Source organism: Stutzerimonas sp. C6.4V, assembly GCF_058536345.1.
The window spans coordinates 310,639-327,664 of the sequence record NZ_JBZUBM010000002.1 but is presented as its reverse complement, the minus strand read 5'-3'; the positions used below and the strand labels follow the sequence as shown (position 1 = coordinate 327,664).

General features: G+C 63.7%; 12 protein-coding genes and 1 tRNA gene. 2 read left to right on the top strand and 11 right to left on the bottom strand.

All coding sequences use genetic code 11. The features are described from left to right. Positions 1-852 (top strand): universal stress protein, encoded by an 852-nt coding sequence (locus AC4LFW_RS17355; protein WP_491820658.1) that lies wholly within the window; start codon positions 1-3, stop codon positions 850-852. A gap of 36 nt (positions 853-888) precedes the next feature. On the opposite strand, the gene cfaB is transcribed toward AC4LFW_RS17355, so the two are convergent. The 5 genes from cfaB to AC4LFW_RS17330 form a co-directional block, all read right to left on the bottom strand. Further along, positions 889-2,070: a C17 cyclopropane fatty acid synthase CfaB gene (gene cfaB, locus AC4LFW_RS17350; protein WP_491820656.1), complete on the bottom strand. Its 1,182-nt coding sequence runs from the start codon at positions 2,068-2,070 to the stop codon at positions 889-891. Positions 2,071-2,208: 138 nt separating this feature from the next. Continuing rightward, entirely contained in the window at positions 2,209-2,469 is a 261-nt protein-coding gene (locus AC4LFW_RS17345; RefSeq protein WP_491820654.1) for a formate dehydrogenase subunit delta, read from the bottom strand. A 45-nt stretch (positions 2,470-2,514) separates the two neighbouring features. Beyond that, complete coding sequence (gene fdhF / locus AC4LFW_RS17340) at positions 2,515-5,427, bottom strand: formate dehydrogenase subunit alpha (RefSeq protein WP_491820652.1); 2,913 nt, start codon at positions 5,425-5,427, stop codon at positions 2,515-2,517. Further along, positions 5,421-6,989: a formate dehydrogenase beta subunit gene (locus AC4LFW_RS17335; RefSeq protein ID WP_491820650.1), complete on the bottom strand. Its 1,569-nt coding sequence runs from the start codon at positions 6,987-6,989 to the stop codon at positions 5,421-5,423. The genes fdhF and AC4LFW_RS17335 overlap by 7 nt, the downstream gene beginning before the upstream one ends. Further along, positions 6,986-7,495 carry a formate dehydrogenase subunit gamma gene (locus tag AC4LFW_RS17330; RefSeq protein WP_491820649.1) on the bottom strand — a complete coding sequence of 170 codons (510 nt, stop codon included), beginning with the start codon at positions 7,493-7,495 and terminating at the stop codon, positions 6,986-6,988. The genes AC4LFW_RS17335 and AC4LFW_RS17330 overlap by 4 nt, the downstream gene beginning before the upstream one ends. A gap of 162 nt (positions 7,496-7,657) precedes the next feature. Between AC4LFW_RS17330 and AC4LFW_RS17325 the strand changes: the two genes are divergently transcribed. Then, complete coding sequence (locus AC4LFW_RS17325; protein WP_491820647.1) at positions 7,658-8,731, top strand: substrate-binding domain-containing protein; 1,074 nt, start codon at positions 7,658-7,660, stop codon at positions 8,729-8,731. A gap of 157 nt (positions 8,732-8,888) precedes the next feature. Here the strand turns inward: AC4LFW_RS17325 and AC4LFW_RS17320 are convergent. The 6 genes from AC4LFW_RS17320 to uvrD all read right to left on the bottom strand — a co-directional run bounded on the left by AC4LFW_RS17320 (position 8,889) and on the right by uvrD (position 16,977). Then, a tRNA-Sec gene (locus tag AC4LFW_RS17320) sits at positions 8,889-8,984 on the bottom strand. A gap of 37 nt (positions 8,985-9,021) precedes the next feature. Then, entirely contained in the window at positions 9,022-10,938 is a 1,917-nt protein-coding gene (gene selB, locus AC4LFW_RS17315) for a selenocysteine-specific translation elongation factor (protein ID WP_491820646.1), read from the bottom strand. Next, entirely contained in the window at positions 10,935-12,344 is a 1,410-nt protein-coding gene (selA, locus tag AC4LFW_RS17310; RefSeq protein ID WP_491820644.1) for an L-seryl-tRNA(Sec) selenium transferase, read from the bottom strand. The genes selB and selA overlap by 4 nt, the downstream gene beginning before the upstream one ends. Positions 12,345-12,635: 291 nt before the next feature. Next, the gene (locus AC4LFW_RS17305; RefSeq protein WP_491820643.1) at positions 12,636-13,487 is read right to left on the bottom strand and encodes a Tim44 domain-containing protein; all 852 of its coding nucleotides are present in this window, start codon (positions 13,485-13,487) and stop codon (positions 12,636-12,638) included. Positions 13,488-13,621: 134 nt separating this feature from the next. Then, on the bottom strand, positions 13,622-14,731 hold the full coding sequence (locus AC4LFW_RS17300) for a TRAP transporter substrate-binding protein (protein WP_491820642.1): 1,110 nt from the start codon (positions 14,729-14,731) through the stop codon (positions 13,622-13,624). A 56-nt stretch (positions 14,732-14,787) separates the two neighbouring features. After that, a complete protein-coding gene (uvrD, locus tag AC4LFW_RS17295; protein ID WP_491820641.1) occupies positions 14,788-16,977 on the bottom strand; it encodes a DNA helicase II in 2,190 nt (729 codons plus the stop codon). Between the last annotated feature and the right edge of the window lie 49 nt (positions 16,978-17,026).

Here is a 17,026-nt window from a genome sequence, read left to right as displayed (position 1 = left end):
ATGAATCAGGTTCTGGCATGTATCGACGGTTCGCCACAGGCTGCGGCGGTATGCGACTGCGCTGCCTGGGCCAGCCTCAGACTCGATGCGCCGCTGACGCTGCTGCACGTTCTCGACCAGCAGCAGTACCCGGCCACGGGCAATCTCAGCGGCATCATTGGCCTGGGCAGCCGCGAATATCTGCTCGAGGAGCTGGCCGCACTGGACGCCAAGCGCAGCAAGCTGGCGCTGGAAGAGGGCCGCATGATGCTCGATGCCGCCAGGCAGCGGGTTGTCCAGGCCGGCGTAGCACAGCCGGAGATCCGCCAGCGTCACGGCGATCTGCTGGAAAGCCTTCATGAGCTGGAGCGCGATACCCGCCTGGTGGTGATAGGGAAGCAGGGCGAAGACAGCGGTAGCGACCGGCAACTGATCGGCAGTCAGCTGGAGAGTGCCATCCGCACCCTGCATCGCCCGATCCTCGTCACGCCTGCCAGCTTCAGCACACCGCGCAGCGTCATGCTGGCCTTCGACGGCAGCGATACGACTCGCAAGGGCGTCGAGATGCTCGCTTCCAGTCCACTGTTCAGGGGCATTCCGATCCATCTGGTGATGGTCGGTGCCGATACCGGAGACAACCATGCCCTGCTGGAGGCAGCACGCGATGCGCTGTCGGCGGCAGGCTTCGAGGTGTACCTGTCCATTCGTCCCGGCGAAGTGGAGCCCAGCCTGCACGCCTATCAGGCCGAGCATGGCATCGACCTGCTGGTGATGGGCGCTTACGGTCATTCACGAATTCGCCAGTTTCTCGTCGGCAGCACCACCACCAGCATGATCCGCACGACCACCACGCCCTTGTTGCTGTTGCGCTGATGCAGCGGCCTGGCGCCCGAGCGCCAGGCCGGAATGTCACCGGTATATATCGGCGCGTGACCAGGGCAGCTCGTGTGAACCATCGGGCAGGGGCTTGCTTGCCAGTATCTGATGCAGATTGATCCAGTTGCGGCGGAATCCATACGCGCAACCGGCCAGATAGATTCGCCAGATCCGCAGTGCGCGCTCCGGAACCATTCGCCGAGCCTCGTCCAGCCGAGCTTCAAGCCGCTCGCTCCAGAACTGCAGCGTGCGCGCATAGTGCAGGCGCAGGCTTTCCACATCGACGATCTCCAGCCCCGATTCGCTGATACAGGCGCCGATCTCGGTCAGGTGCGGCAACTCGCCATGGGGAAACACGTAATGGTCGATGAACTCCCCTGCGCCGTGGCTGACCGGCCGACCGTCGATATGCCGCGACGTGATGCCATGGTTCATGACCAGCCCGCCAGGGCGGACCAGCGCGGACAGCTGGCGGCAATACAGCGGCAGGTTGGCGTGGCCGACATGCTCGAACATGCCCACACTGACGATCTTGTCGAACTGCTCGCCCTGGGGCAGGTCGCGGTAATCCATCAGTTCAAGCTGGACCTGGCGCTCGAGCCCCTCGGCAGCCACGCGCTCGCGGGCCAGCTTCAGCTGCTCCCGGCTCAGGGTGATGCCCAACACCTGCGCACCGTATTCGCGCGCGGCAAAGCGTGCCAGCCCACCCCAGCCGCAACCGACGTCCAGCAGCCGGTCGCCGGGCTTCAGGCGCAGCTTGCGACACAGATGGCGGAGCTTGGCCTGCTGGGCCTGGTCCAGGTCTTCGGTGCCGGTCTCGAAATAGCCACAGGAATAGACCATGTCCCGGTCCAGCCACAGCTGATAAAAGGCGTTGGACAGGTCGTAATGGTAGGAAATGGCCTCGGCGTCGGTGGCCTTGTCATGGGATTCACGTATTGGCAGTGACGCGTTCGCGTTGCCCAGGGCCCGGGTGATTTCGTCCCCGATGCGGATGATCTCTTCGACCGGCCCGTGCAGATCGATCTGCCCTTCTACATAGGCGCCGCCGAGCAGGTCGAGGCTTGGGTGCGCGAGCTGGGGCAGCAGATTGGGGTCCTTGATCTCCAGCGTCACGCACGGGGCGGGGCCAATATCGATCTCCTTGCCGTCCCACAGACGGAGGCGCAACGGAAGGTTCAGTCCCTGCAGGGTAGGAAGCAATGTAGCCAGCATGCTTGGTCTCCTCTGTATTCCGTGGAGCAATCCTAGACCAACATCTTCCTGCGTGCGCTCCGTCAGCGATCGCTTTTATCCCAGACATCCGAACAAAAAAGGCCACCCTTGGGTGGCCAAACATTGCATCAGAACCTGCTATCCCGCATCGGACGTTTCCGCCCAGTCTCGCACTTCATCCGACATCCGCTTGAGCCGCAGCACAGCCAACCGGCCAATAGGGTCCAGATCAGTTCCGTCGTTCTCGGCGTAGTCGATGATCTGTTCCTTCATCCGGCGCGCCCAGAATTTCTTCAGGTGCAGCGCGATCTGTTCGGCCGCGAGCGCATCGTCCTGATGATGCCGATTGTTCACGGTGATCTGATTCACCATCTTGACCAGCGTATCCATCTCATTCATGCAAGGCGTCCTCCTGTCCTGTGACATGGCCCGTGGAGAGGGCACTCATTTGAGCGCCACTTCCGCTGTCTCGGCATGTTCCAGATAGCGCTGCTGCTTCTGGTCGAAGTCCTGGAAGCGCTGCTGCCAATCCGATGGCTGCGTGACCTTCTCGACCTGGACCGCCGTCACCTTGTATTCGGGACAGTTGGTTGCCCAGTCCGAGTTATCGGTGGTGATGACGTTGGCGCCACTGCCCGGATGGTGGAAGGTGGTGTACACCACGCCCGGTGCCATGCGATCACTGACCCGGCAGCGCAGCACCGTATGCCCAACCCGGCTGCGAATACCCAGCCAGTCGCCATCCTTCAGGCCACGGTCCTCGGCGTCGTTCGGGTGGATTTCCAGCACATCTTCATCGTGCCAGGCGCTGTTGGCGGTCCGGCGAGTCTGCGCGCCCACGTTGTACTGGCTCAGGATACGGCCGGTGGTGAGCAACAGCGGGTAACGGCGGTTGACACGCTCTTCGGTGGCCACGTACTCGGTGATGGCGAAGTTGCCTTTGCCGATCGGGAAATCCACGCCATGCATGGTCGGCGTGCCCATCGGGTAATCGTCGTTGCACGGCCACTGGATGCTGCCCAGGACTTCCAGCTTGCTGTAGTTGACGCCGGTGAACGTAGGCGCCAGCTGTGCGATCTCGTCCATGATCTCGGACGGATGGCTGTAGTTCATGGGATATCCGAGCGCGTTGGACAACGCCTGCGTGACTTCCCAGTCCTCCATGCCGGCAAGCGGCGGCATGACGCGGCGAACGCGATTGATGCGCCGTTCGGCGTTGGTGAAGGTGCCGTTCTTCTCCAGGAAGGTCGCACCGGGCAGCAGCACGTGGGCGTACTTGGCGGTCTCGTTGAGGAAGATATTCTGAACGATCAGGCAGTCCAGTGCCGACAGCGCGGCCTCGACGTGCTGGGTGTTCGGGTCCGATTGCGCGATGTCTTCGCCCTGTACGTAGAGCGCCTTGAATTTGCCCGCCACGGCGGCATCGAACATGTTCGGAATACGCAGGCCCGGCTCGTCATCGAGGGTGATGTTCCAGGCGCGCTCGAAGCGCTGACGCACCTCCGGGTCGGCAACGTGCTGGTAGCCCGGCAATTCATGGGGGAAGGAGCCCATGTCGCACGAACCCTGGACATTGTTCTGCCCGCGCAACGGGTTCACGCCCACGCCTTCACGGCCGATGTTGCCGGTGGCCATGGCCAGGTTTGCGATGCTCATGACGGTGGTAGAGCCCTGGCTGTGCTCGGTCACGCCCAGGCCGTAGTAGATGGCGCCGTTGCCGGCCATGGCATAGGTACGAGCTGCCTGACGCACCAGTCCAGCCGGCACACCGGTTTCCGCTTCGGAGACTTCCGGCGCATGGCGGGCCTCACTGATGAAGTCACGCCACTTCTGATAAGCGTTGGTTTCGCAGCGGCTTTCGATGAATGCCTTGTCTTCCAGCCCTTCGGTGACGACCACGTGGGCCAGCGCGTTGACCAGCGCGACGTTGGTACCTGGTTTCAGAGCCAGGTGCAGCCCTTTCTGCGCGTGCGGCGTCTTGAGCAGGTCGATACGCCGTGGATCGGCGACGATCAGGGTGGCGCCCTGGCGCAGGCGACGTTTCATCTGCGAAGCAAACACCGGGTGAGCGTCCGTAGGGTTCGCCCCGATCACCAATATGACGTCAGCTTTCATCACCGAATCGAACGTCTGGGTACCGGCGGACTCGCCCAGCGTAGCCTTGAGGCCATAACCCGTCGGCGAGTGGCAGACGCGGGCGCAGGTATCGGTGTTGTTGTTGCCGAACGCGGCACGGATCAGTTTCTGAACCAGATAGGTTTCTTCGTTGGTGCAGCGCGAGGAAGTGATGCCGCCGACGCTGTCCCGACCGTAGGTGGCCTGGGTCTCGCGCAGACGACGCGCGGCAAAGGTCAGCGCTTCGTCCCAGGACACCGCACGCCACGGCTGATCGATCGAGTCGCGGATCATCGGCTCGCGAATGCGGTCCTTGTGGGTCGCGTAACCAAAGGCGAAGCGGCCCTTGACGCAGGAGTGACCATGGTTGGCGTCGCCGCCCTTGTACGGAACCATGCGGATCAGCTTGTCGCCCTTCATCTGCGCTTCGAACGAGCAGCCCACACCACAGTAGGCACAGGTGGTGACCACGCTGTGCTCGGGCACGCCTTCTTCGATGACGCTCTTTTCCATCAGGGTCGCGGTCGGGCACGCCTGAACGCAGGCACCGCATGACACGCACTCCGAATCCATGAACGGCTGTTTCTGGCTGGCCGATACGGTGGAGTCGAAGCCCCGGCCGTCGATGGTCAGTGCGAACGTACCCTGGACTTCGCCGCAGGCACGCACACAGCGGGAACAGACGATGCATTTGCTTGGATCGAAGCTGAAATATGGGTTGGAGTTGTCGATCTCGGCATGCAGATGGTTGGCGCCATCGAAGCCGTAGCGCACTTCGCGAAGGCCGACGGCACCGGCCATGTCCTGCAGCTCGCAATCGCCGTTGGCTGGGCATGTCAGGCAGTCCAGCGGGTGATCGGAGATGTAGAGCTCCATGATGTTGCGACGCAGCTTGGCCAGCTTGCTGTTCTGCGTGGTGACCGACATGCCTTCGGTGACGGGCGTGGTGCAGGAAGCGGGGTAGCCGCGGCGACCCTCGATTTCTACGGCGCAGATCCGGCAGGAGCCGAAGGCCTCCAGGTTGTCGGTGGCGCACAGCTTGGGCACCGTGATGCCTGCCAGGGCGGCGGCGCGCATGACCGAGGTGCCTTCCGGCACGCTGATCTGAACGCCGTCGATTACCAGGCTGACTGTCGTCTCGGAGGTCCGCGCCGGAGTGCCCAGGTCACGGTCGAACAGGGCCGGGTCGAAGCTGTTGACCTGGCCTTTCAGATATTGCTTGGGATCGAAATGGTTCAGCATGCTATGCCCTCCGCCACTGGGACGTGTCGAGGTGTCAGATCTTCAGGGAAATGCTTCATCACGCTCTGCACCGGGAACGGCGTCATGCCACCCATGGCGCAGAGGGAACCATCGACCATGGTCTCGCACAGATCCGACAGCAGTTCGAGGTTCTTCTCGGCATTTTCACCGGCACGGATACGGTCGATGACCTCAACGCCGCGAACGGCGCCGATCCGGCAGGGCGTGCATTTGCCACAGGATTCAACCGTGCAGAATTCCATGGCGAAGCGGGCCTGCTCGCCCATGTCGACGGTGTCATCGAACATCACCACGCCCCCATGCCCGACCACTCCGCCGAATGCAGCGAAGGCTTCGTAGTCAAGCGGGTTGTCCCACTGGCTTTCCGGCAGATAGGCGCCGAGTGGGCCACCCACCTGTACGGCCTTGAGCGGGCGGCCGCTGCGCGTACCGCCACCGAAGTCTTCCATCAGTGTTTTCAGGCTGATACCGAACGCCAGCTCGATCAGACCGCCACGCTTCACGTTGCCGGCCAGCTGCACGGCCAGCGTGCCGCGTGAACGGCCCATGCCGTAGTCGGCGTAGGCCTGGCCGCCCTGGTCCATGATGAAGGGCACGGCAGCGAAGGACAGCACGTTGTTGACGACGGTCGGGCGACCGAACAGGCCGACGATGGCCGGCAGCGGTGGCTTGGCGCGAACCAGCCCCCGGCGACCTTCGAGGCTTTCGAGCAGCGAAGTCTCTTCACCGCAGATATAGGCGCCGGCACCGAGTCGAACTTCCAGGTTGAACGCCTTGCCGGAGCCCAGCAGGTTGTCGCCCAGATACCCGGCGTTGACTGCACGGGCGATCGCCTCGTCAAGAATGGCCTTGGCCAGCGGATACTCGGAACGCAGGTAGATGTAGCCGCGATCGGCGCCAACGGCGAGGCCGGCGATGGTCATGCCCTCGATCAGCATATACGGGTCGCATTCCATCACCAGGCGGTCGGCGAAGGTCCCCGAGTCTCCTTCGTCGGCGTTGCAGACGATGTACTTCTGACCCTCGGGCTCATTGAGCACGGTCTGCCACTTGATGCCGGTCGGGAAGGCTGCACCGCCACGGCCGCGCAGGCCGGACGTCTTCACTTCATCGACGATGGACTGGCCGTCACGACCCAGGGCCGCCTTCAGGCCATTGAATCCCCGCAGCGCCGTGTAGTCGTCGATCGACAGCGGGTCGGTGATACCGATGCGCGAAAAGGTCAGCCGCTGCTGACGTTTGAGGTAGTCGATCTCCTCGGTGAGTCCGAGCGCCAGGGCGTGCTCCTGCCGGCCTTCGAACAAGCCTGCCTCGACCAGGCCATCAACGGCCTCGGGTGTCACCGGACCAAAAGCCACTCGACCATCGGGCGTATCGATCTCGACCAGCGGTTCCAGCCAGAACAGGCCGCGCGAGCCGTTGCGTACGACGCGCACGTCCTGCGAGCGGGCGGCTGCAGCACGTTCGATTCGCAGCGCGACCTTGTCGGCACCCAGCGAACGGGCGGTGGTATCACAGGGAACATAAACGGTAATAGTCACCACTTCACCTCCACCGCAACTGTCTTCAGCTCTTCGGCCAGTTCATCGAAACGCTCTGGCGTTACGCGGCCATGGACATCGTTGTTGATCTGTACGGCGGGACCGCAGGCGCAGTTGCCCAGGCAGTACACGGGCTCCAGCGTGATCTCGCGATCCTGGGTGGTCTGGTGATAGTCCACCTTTAGCGAGGCTTTGACATGCGCTTCCAGCTGGCGGCTGCCCACGGCCTGACAGGCCTCGGCGCGGCAGATCTGGATCACGTTGCGCCCCGCAGGCTGGGTGCGGAAGTGATGGTAGAAGCTGATGATGCCGTGCACGTCGGCACGTGTGCAGTTCAGGGTCTCGGCAATGAGCGGAACTGCGCCGTCCGGGATATGACCGAAGCGGTCCTGAAGGGCGTGAAGGGTAGGGAGCATGGCGCCGGGCATCGACTTGTGGTCGTCGATCACTTGCTGAATCAGGGCCGGCGTCCAGGCACTGGTAGCTGACGAGAGGGGAGTAGACATGACCTGGTTGCCTCATCAGGAGGTCGACCGTGCCGGTAGGGGTCAGGCAACCGCCAGCACGAGTTCGAGCATATAGGAATAATTGTTCTTAGGTGCGCTAAGCTTGCAGCCAGTGAAACGCAACCTAACATACCCAGGTAGCTCGAAAAAATATGAACGAAAATGCTTAAGTCACGGTTGCGCATTACTCCGACCTGGCTGTTCAGGAACGAAAACGATGAGCTGCTTGATCCGATCGTTTTCGCTTTGCTGGAGAGTATTCATGACTCCGGCAAGCTGACGCAGGCGGCTAAAAAAGCGGACATCTCGTATCGACATGCGTGGAATCTGCTTACCCGAGGTGAGCAGTTCTTCGGCATGCCGATGGTGCAGATGCGCAAGGGCCACGGCACACGATTATCGCCACTGGGTGAGCAGCTGCTGTGGTCGGATCAACGCTTGCGTGCGCGATTGGAGCCTCAGCTCGACAGCATGGCCTCCGAACTCAACCATCAACTTCAGCAGCTATTGGAAGGCGCACACCCAGTGCTGCGGCTGCACGCCAGCCATGGTTACGCGGTCGCCCTGCTGGCGGAGCTGCCGGGCGAGCTGAACCTGCGTTATTGCAACCCGCTTGAAGCGCTCAGCGCGCTCAACCGGGGCGACTGTGACCTTGCCAGTTTCCACGTTCCCACTTTCCCGCCGCTTGCTGAGCGCGTCATGGCCGTTTACCAGGCCCAGCTTGCAGAACAAGACCTTCGTGTCATTCGTTTCGTGACGCGACGGCAGGGACTGATCTTGCGAGCCGATACGCGTGAGCGGGTCCAAGGGTTGGCAGATCTGACCCGCCCCGGGATTCGCTTCATCAATCGTGATGAGCATTCCGGCACCCGTGTCCTGTTCAATCTGCTGCTCGAAGAGCAACACATCGATGGCACACACATCGTCAATGCGGCTCAGGAAGAATTTACGCATACGGCAGTAGCCGCTTACGTGGCGGCCGGTATGGCCGACGTCGGCTTCGGCGTCGAGGCGGCCGCCGCGCAGTTCGGGCTGGAGTTCATCAGCCTGGCCACGGAGCACTATCTGCTGATCTGCCATGAAGCCCAGCTGCGCCAGCCCAACGTGCGTCAATTGCTGCAGGCCATGACCTCGGACGCCTTTCTGGCGGACATCGACAAGCTGGCCGGCTATGCGCCGGATAAGTGCGGTGAAATCTGCACATTCGACGAGCTGTTGAAAGACAGCGGCGATTAGCGAGAGAGGCAGCCGCGCACCGTCCAGCGCTTCTCATCTCTGGTAACCGCACGTCTGTCTTAGGAGTTTAGGCAACCATCCAGCGCTGTTTTTCACCCCGGTCTCGGCAGCTTTGCCGAGCCAATGCGCCAGCGATGCAAGACGGAAGGGTAGGGAATGGCGGAAGGCAGTGGGAGTCGAACCCACCCGGGAACGGCTGCCGCCCCCAACCGGGTTTGAAGCCCGGCCGCACCACCGGGTGCGATTGCCTTCCTTTATCTGGAAGGGTGTAGCTGGAAAGGAGGTTCAGGCTAACTGAGCTCGGTCTCCGAAGCCAAGGCGCTGTCGCGGCGGACCTTGCGTTCATTGCCGAAGCGGCGGGTAAAGCCGATTCGGTCGAAGTGTTCGAGCAGCTGGATGCTGCGTTTGCGGCCGAGCTGGATCTGGTCGCGGAAGGCGGCAGCGCGAATGACGCCGGTCTGGCTTTCCATCTCCAGAATCTGGCTGGCCAGTTGACGGATGGTCGCCTCGGGGTAGAACAGGTCCTTGACGACCTGCTGCAGGGCGCCGATGCGGGCCAGTTTGCGCAGCAGCAGACGGATGCGTTCTTCCTCCACATCCAGTTCGCGCGCCAGGTCGCGCACCCAGGGCGGGTCGAAGCGGGCCGAGTCGATCAGCGGCCAGAGGCGGTCCTTGAGCGACTCCTCTTCCTCGGTGAGACGCAGTCGATGGCCCGGCAGGTGCAGCCAGGGGCCACTGGCTTCCACCGCCCCGCTGGCCAGTACCTGATCGAGCAGGGCGATGAAGACCGGGCGCTCGAGCAAGGGCAGGGCAAAGCGACGCAGGCGGTCGCGGTCCGGGCCGAGCTCGTCGGGTTGCTGTTCATGAAAACGGCCGAGCGCGGCGACCAGGCTCTGTTGCAGGTAATCCCAGGTGCCGCGGTCGAACAGCCGCGGACCCAGACGGGTCGGGATCTGAACGGCCTCGTCGCCGAGCTGCCAGGTGTGCCGCGGGCGATTGAACTGGCGTTCCAGCACCGCCGGCTCGATGCCGTTCAGGGCGCTCGACAGCAGGGCCGGCAGGATGGCTTCGAGGGTATCGCCGGACAGCGCGCGCAGCTGCGCCAGGCGCGCCTGGCGATGGCGGTTGCGCGGTGGGGCGAAGGGGTCGAGCACGCGGCCGCCACCCAGGGTGCGCTGGGCGGACTGGTCGCGCAGCACCACCCGGTCGCCATGCACGGCATGCACCGGCGCGTTGAGCAGCAGCTGTGCATGCACATGGCCGCCGGGCGCCAGGCATTCCCCTTCGAGCAGGGCAATGCGCCCGGTGACGTCCTGGGCGCCGAGGTGTACGTGCACCGGCGTCCAGTGCTTGAGCGCACGGGCTTCGCTTGGCAGCAGGACGAATTCGATGTCGATGCGCCGGGTCTCTGCCTGCAGTGCCGGGTGCAGCAACCAGTCGCCGCGGCTGATGTCCTCGAGCGAGAGCCGATCGCCGGCAATGTTCAGGGCAATGCGCTGGCCGGCCCGGGCCTGCTGGGCTTCGCGATTCTGCGCGCGCAGTCCGCGTACGCGCACCGGGCGGCTGCCAGGGCTCAGCACCAGTTCGTCACCAACCTGCACCCGTCCGGCAAAGGCGGTGCCGGTGACCACGACTCCGGCGCCACTGACGCTGAAGGCGCGGTCGATGGCGAGGCGGAAGTAGCCCTCGTCGCTGCGCTGCTGGATCTGGTCGGCTTCCCTCAGAAGAGCGTCACGCAGCGCGTCGATACCTTCCCCGGTGAGGCTGGACACGGGAAAGATCGGCGCATCAGCGAGCGCGCCCGGCGCCAGCAGGTCGCGGATCTCCCGGCGAACGTCCTCGACCCGTGAGGGCTCGACCCGGTCGATCTTGCTCAGCGCCACCAGGGCGCGGCGGATGCCCAGCAGTTCGATGATCGAAAGATGCTCGCGGGTCTGTGGCATCACGCCATCATCGGCGGCGATCACCAGCAGCACGCAGTCGATGCCGCAGGCGCCGGCCAGCATGTTGTGCACCAGGCGCTCGTGGCCGGGCATGTCGATGAAACCGGTGAGTTCGTCTCCATCCAGGGCGGCGTACAGGTAGCCGAGATCGATGGTGATGCCACGCAGCTGCTCTTCGCGGCGACGATCGCCCTCCTGCCCGGTCAGCGCCTTGAGCAGGGTGGTCTTGCCGTGGTCGATATGGCCTGCGGTTCCGATGATCATGACGCCAGCTCCCGCTGCAGGTGGGGCAGTTGCTCCAGCAGTGCCGGTTCGTCGTCCAGCTGGCGCAGGTCGAGCCAGAGTGCGTCCTCGGCGATGCGCCCGAGGACCGGAATCGGCAGGCCGCGCAGCGCTTCTTCCAGTTGGCGCAGGCTGCGACCGCGCAGGCGACGCGCTTGCAGAGGGCGGATGCACAGGGCAACGCTCGGCAGGCGTGCGACAGGCTGCGCGCCGCTGCCGATCATGCCCAGGGCGTCACAGGCGTAGACTTGCCAGCCTTCACCCAGCGCGGTGGCTACCACCGGCGCTATACGCAAGGCCTGTGCGCGGATGTCTGCTCTGGATCGGCTCAGCAGGCGCAGGCTGGTGAGGCGCTCGCCAAGGCTGTCCGGATCACGATATAGATTCAGCACCGCTTCCAGCGCGGCGAGGGTGAGCTTGTCCACGCGCAGGGCGCGTTTGAGTGGGTTCTTCTTGATCCTCCGGATCAGCTCGCGGCTGCCGACGATCAGCCCCGACTGCGGGCCACCGAGCAGCTTGTCGCCGCTGAAGGTGACGACGTCGGCGCCGTCGCGCAGCGCCTCCTGCACGGTGGACTCCCTGGGCAGGCCCCAGCGCGTGAGGTCGACCAGGCTGCCACTGCCGAGGTCTTCCAGCAGCGGCAGGTCGTGCGCATGGGCGATGTGCGCCAGTTCGGCGGTGGCGACGCTGGCGGTAAAGCCCTGCACGCTGTAGTTGCTGGTGTGCACGCGCATCAGCAGGCCCGAGCGCGGATTAATGGCCGCTTCGTAATCCGTGGCGTGGGTGCGGTTGGTGGTGCCCACCTCATGCAGCTTCACACCGGCGCGGGCCATGATGTCGGGGATGCGAAAGGCACCGCCGATCTCGATCAGCTCACCACGGGAAATGATGCCTTCCTTGCGGGCGCCGAGGCTGTTGAGCGCCAGCAGTACCGCGGCGGCGTTGTTGTTGACCACCGTGACGGCCTCGGCGCCGGTCAGCTCGCGAATCAACCCCTCGATCAGGTCATCGCGGTCGCCGCGCTTGCCGGTGGCGAGGTCGAATTCGAGATTGAGCGGGTAACGTGCCGCAAGGGTGATCGCGTCTATCGCTTCATCGGGCAGCAGGGCGCGGCCGAGGTTGGTATGCAGCACCGTGCCGGTCAGGTTGAATACACGCCGCACGCGGCTACGGTGTTGATTGGCGAGCCGTTCGCCCGCGCGGCCTGCAAGCACAGCTTCGGACAGCTCCAGCGCGGCCAGCTGACCGTGGCGAGCAGGCTCGCGCAGTTCCTCCAGCAGGTCACGCAGGGTGGTCAGCAAGGCTTGGCGGCCGTAGCGCTCTTGCAGCGGTTGGCAAGCCGGGTCGCGCAACAGCTTGTCCACGGAAGGAAGGCGGACACTACTCATGGCGGGTGACCCCACTGCTGGGCTGCGTCACACGGCTTGCTGCACCCTACCTCGGCGCCGCCACCGAACCCTGTTGCGATGTTGCCTGACACACAGGACCTCTGGGCTATTGCTGTGGTGAACAGCATAGACGCCTATTCATCCACAGGGTTCAGGCGCTTGCCGAGGAGCTTGCTTCGGTTTGTTGCGGTTGAGGCGCTGCTGGCTCGCCCAAAAACAAACCCCGCCGAAGTGGCGGGGCTGGTATTACGCCGACCCGGGCATGCCTGGGCCTGCTTTACGGTGCAGCAATCAGGCGTTCTGGCGGATACCGGCAACCAGCCATGGCTGGTTCTCGCCCTGGGCTCGCTCCATGCGCCAGCTTTCGCTGAACGGCTCGCCCTGATCGAAACGCGAGTTCTTCGACACGCCGACGAAGGTCAGGGTGGCAACGGTCTTGTCGGCCTGATCGTCCACACCGTCGAGCTGAATCTGCAGGTCATCGATGTAAGTGGACTGGTAGGCATCGCCGATCTCGGCACGCTCGCGCTTGAGGAACTCCAGCAGCTGCGGTGTGACGAACTCGCCGATCTTGTCCATCTCGTTGGCGTCCCAGTGCTGCTGCAGTGACAGGAAATGCTCACGGGCGGCAGAGACGAAGTTCTGCTCGTTGAACCAGGCGGGTGCGTTGATCACTGGTGCGGCAGCTGCACGAGCGGCACTGCTGCCACCGAAGATCGATTGCTGGGCAGGCATCTCACGCTGCATCGGTGCGTTACCGTGACCATGTCCGGCCATGGCAGGCTGCTGCTGACGACGGCGCGCGGCGAGGAAGCGGAACAGCAGGAAGGCGATCAGACCGAAGATCAGGATATCCATGAACTGGATGCCTTCGAAGCCATCACCCATGAACATCGAAGCCAGCAGGCCACCGGCGGCTAGACCGGCCAGGGGGCCGAGCCAGCGCGACGCGCCACTGGCTGCGGCGGGGGTCTGACGGCCAGCCTGGTTGGGCGCTGCCTGAGTCTGTTGGGGTGCCTGGCGAGTCTGATGGCTGGGCGCCGAGCCGAAGCTCTTGCCGCCGCCGAAGCGCTTGGCGTGAACGTCAAGGCTGAAGGTCAGGCTGATACACAGGGCCATGAAAATGCTGAGCACACGTTGCATTTGGTATTCCTGAATGGATGATGATACGGCGCTGATGGTGCATGGCCCGGTGCGGGCACGCCAGTCATAGAGTGTTTCGGGCTTTTGCTCCGCTGCGCTTGCAGGCTCGCCCGCAAGCGCAGCGGACATCTGACTCAACGCCAGTTATACAGCTCTTTCTCGGATATCTCGTGCATCGGCTTGACCTGCGCCTGGAACGCCTTCATCGAGGCCCAGATGCGGCCGTTCAGCTCGCTTTGCGCGGCCAGCTCGCCAAGCACGACGTCGGACTGCTCGCGCATGGCGCTCAGCACCTCATCGGGGAAACGCTTGAGCTGTGCGCCTTGCTGCTTCAACTGCTCGAGGGCCATGGCGTTGTTGTAGACGTAGTCGTCCACCATGTCGCGGCTGGCGGCGAGGGCAGCTTCGGTGAGGATGGCGCGCAGGTCGTCCGGCAGGCTGTCGAGGGCCTTCTGGTTGACCAGCAACTCCAGCACGGCCTGGGGTTCCTGCCAGCCGGGGTAGTAGTAGTACTTGGCGGCCTTGTGCAGGCCAAAGGCAAGGTCGTTGTACGGGCTGACCCAGTCGGTCGCATCGATCGCGCCGGTCTGCAGCGCGGTGAACACTTCGCCGCCGGGCATGTTGACGGTGGTCGCGCCGAGACGGCTGAGCACTTCGCCGCCCAGGCCCGGAGTGCGGATCTTCAGGCCGTTGAGGTCCTGCAGCGAGTTGATCTCCTTGTTGAACCAGCCACCCATCTGCATGCCGGTGTTACCGACCACCATGGGTTTGATGCCATAAGGCGCATAGGCCTCGTCCCAGAACGCCTGACCGCCGCCGCGGGTCAACCAGGCATTCATTTCACTGGTCGACATGCCGAACGGAACCGAGGTGAAGAACTGCGCAGTGGGGACCTTGCCTTTCCAGTAGTAGGCGGCACCGTGTCCCATTTCGGCCGTGCCGCGCGAGACGGCGTCGAAGACCTCAAGTGCCGGCACCAGCTCGCCGGCGGCATAGACCTTGATGGTCAGCCGGCCGTCGCTCATGGCGCTGACCCGGTCAGCCAGACGCTGGGCGGCAGTGCCCAGGCCCGGATAGTTCTTCGGCCAGGCGGTGACCATCTTCCAGTTGAAGGTCTCAGGCGCTTGTGCGGCGGCAGCCTTCGGCTCGGCGGAGGGTTCGACTTTCTTCTCGTCGTTGCAGCCTGCAAGGCTGAGGGAGGCAAGCAGGGCAGCGGCGGCACCAAACAAGTGACGGCGTTTCATGAATGGCTAGTTCCTTTGGAGAATTTTATTAGTATCGGTACGGGTTGACGTTAACGTCATAGCGCTTCCAGTTTGGCATAACTGAGCATCAACCACTTGCTTCCTTCACTCTCGAAATTTACCTGGACCCTTGCCTGAGCACCGGAGCCTTCGAAATTGAGAATGGTGCCCTCACCGAACAGTGAATGGCGGACGCGCTGACCGAGATTGAACGGGGTTTCCGGCACATTGGCGCCGTCAAACAGGGAGCCGCCGCTCATGCCACGGCTATTGAAGCTGCGGCTGACGGTGTTGCTCAGGCGCACTTCGCTGACCAGGGCGGGCGGCAACTCCCGCACGAAGCGCGAAATCTTGTTGTAGGTCTCGCTGCCATACAGCCTGCGGGTTTCAGCGTAGGTCACGATCAGCTGCTGCATGGCGCGGGTGATGCCGACGTAGGCCAGGCGGCGTTCCTCTTCCAGGCGGCCCGGTTCTTCCAGGCTCATCTTGTGCGGGAACAGGCCTTCTTCCATGCCGACGAGAAACACCAGCGGGAATTCCAGGCCCTTGGCGCTGTGCAGGGTCATCAGCTGCACGCTGTCCTCGTGGTCGCCGGCCTGCTGCTCGCCCGCTTCCAGCGAGGCGTGGTCGAGGAAAGCGGCAAGCGGGGTCTGCTCGTCTTCTTCCTCTTCACTGTAGTGATCGAAGGCGCGCGCAGCGGAGACCAGTTCTTCGAGGTTTTCTACCCGTGCCTGGGCCTTCTCGCCCTTCTCGTCGCGGTGATAGGCCAGCAGCCCGGACTGCTCGATCACCAGCTGCGCCATGTTGTGCAGCTGCATGCCTTCGACCTTTAGCGCGAGCGTGTCGATCAACTCGACGAAGCCGTTCAGCGCGCTGGCGGCACGGCCCGACACCACCTTGGTGCCAACGGCCTGGTGCAGCGCGGCCCACATCGAGGTTTCCTGCTGTCGCGCCAGCTGGCGCAGGCACTCGACGGTCTTTTCACCAATTCCGCGCGCCGGCACGTTGATCACCCGTTCCAGCGCCGCGTCGTTGTCCCGCGCCTGGATCAGGCGCAGGTAGGCCATGGCGTTCTTGATCTCGGCGCGTTCGAAGAAGCGCTGGCCGCCGTAGATTCGATAGGGGATGCGTTCACGCAGCAGCGCTTCTTCGAGTACCCGCGACTGGGCGTTGGAGCGATAGAGAATGGCGATCTCGCTGCGGCTCATGCCGTCGCGGATGGCTTTTTCGATGCTCTCGACCACGTAGCGCGCTTCGTCGTGCTCATTGAACGCGGCGTAGAGGCTGATGGGCTCGCCCTCGCAGCCTTCGGTCCACAGTTCCTTGCCCAGGCGGCCCTGGTTGTTGGCAATCAGCGCGTTGGCGGCCTTGAGGATGCAGGCGGTGGAGCGGTAGTTCTGTTCCAGGCGGATGGTTTCGGCGTCCTGGAAGTCTTCGCTGAACTGGTGCAGGTTCTCGACCCGAGCGCCGCGCCAGCCGTAGATCGACTGGTCGTCGTCGCCCACCACCATCAGGCTGTCGCCGCCCTTGGCCAACAGGCGCAGCCAGGCGTACTGGACGGCGTTGGTGTCCTGGAACTCGTCCACCAGGATGTGGCGGAAGCGTCGCTGGTAATGGTCGAGCAGGCCCGGGTTGTCGCGCCACAGGTCCAGCGCGCGCAGCAGCAGCTCGGAGAAGTCGATGACCCCGGCGCGGGCACAGGCTTCTTCGTAGGCCTGGTAAATGCTCAGCATGGTGGCCAGGAACAGGTCGCCGCTGGGCTGGATGTGCTTGGGCCTTAAGCCTTCGTCCTTCTGCCCGTTGATCCACCACTGGGCCTGCCGTGCCGGCCAACGCTGCTCGTCGAGGCCGAGTTCGCGGATCACCCGCTTGACCAGGCGCTGCTGGTCATCGGAATCGAGGATCTGGAAATTCTGCGCCAGCTTGGCTTCCTGCCAGTGCGCGCGCAGCAGGCGATGGGCCAGGCCGTGGAAGGTGCCGACCCACATGCCTTGCGGGTTGACCTTCATCAGCTGCTCGATGCGCTGGCGCATTTCCGCGGCGGCCTTGTTGGTAAAGGTCACTGAAAGGATCGAATGCAATGATGCACGTTCCACCTGGTGCAGCCAGGCGATGCGGTGCACCAGCACCCGCGTCTTGCCCGAGCCGGCACCGGCAAGGACCAATTGACGACCCAGCGGCGCGGCTACAGCCTGGCGCTGGGCATCGTTGAGGGAGTTCAGGAGAAGAGAGAGATCGTCATGCATGGCGCCATTCTAGCCGAAACCCGTCTCGACCCGCGCGTGCAACGGACAG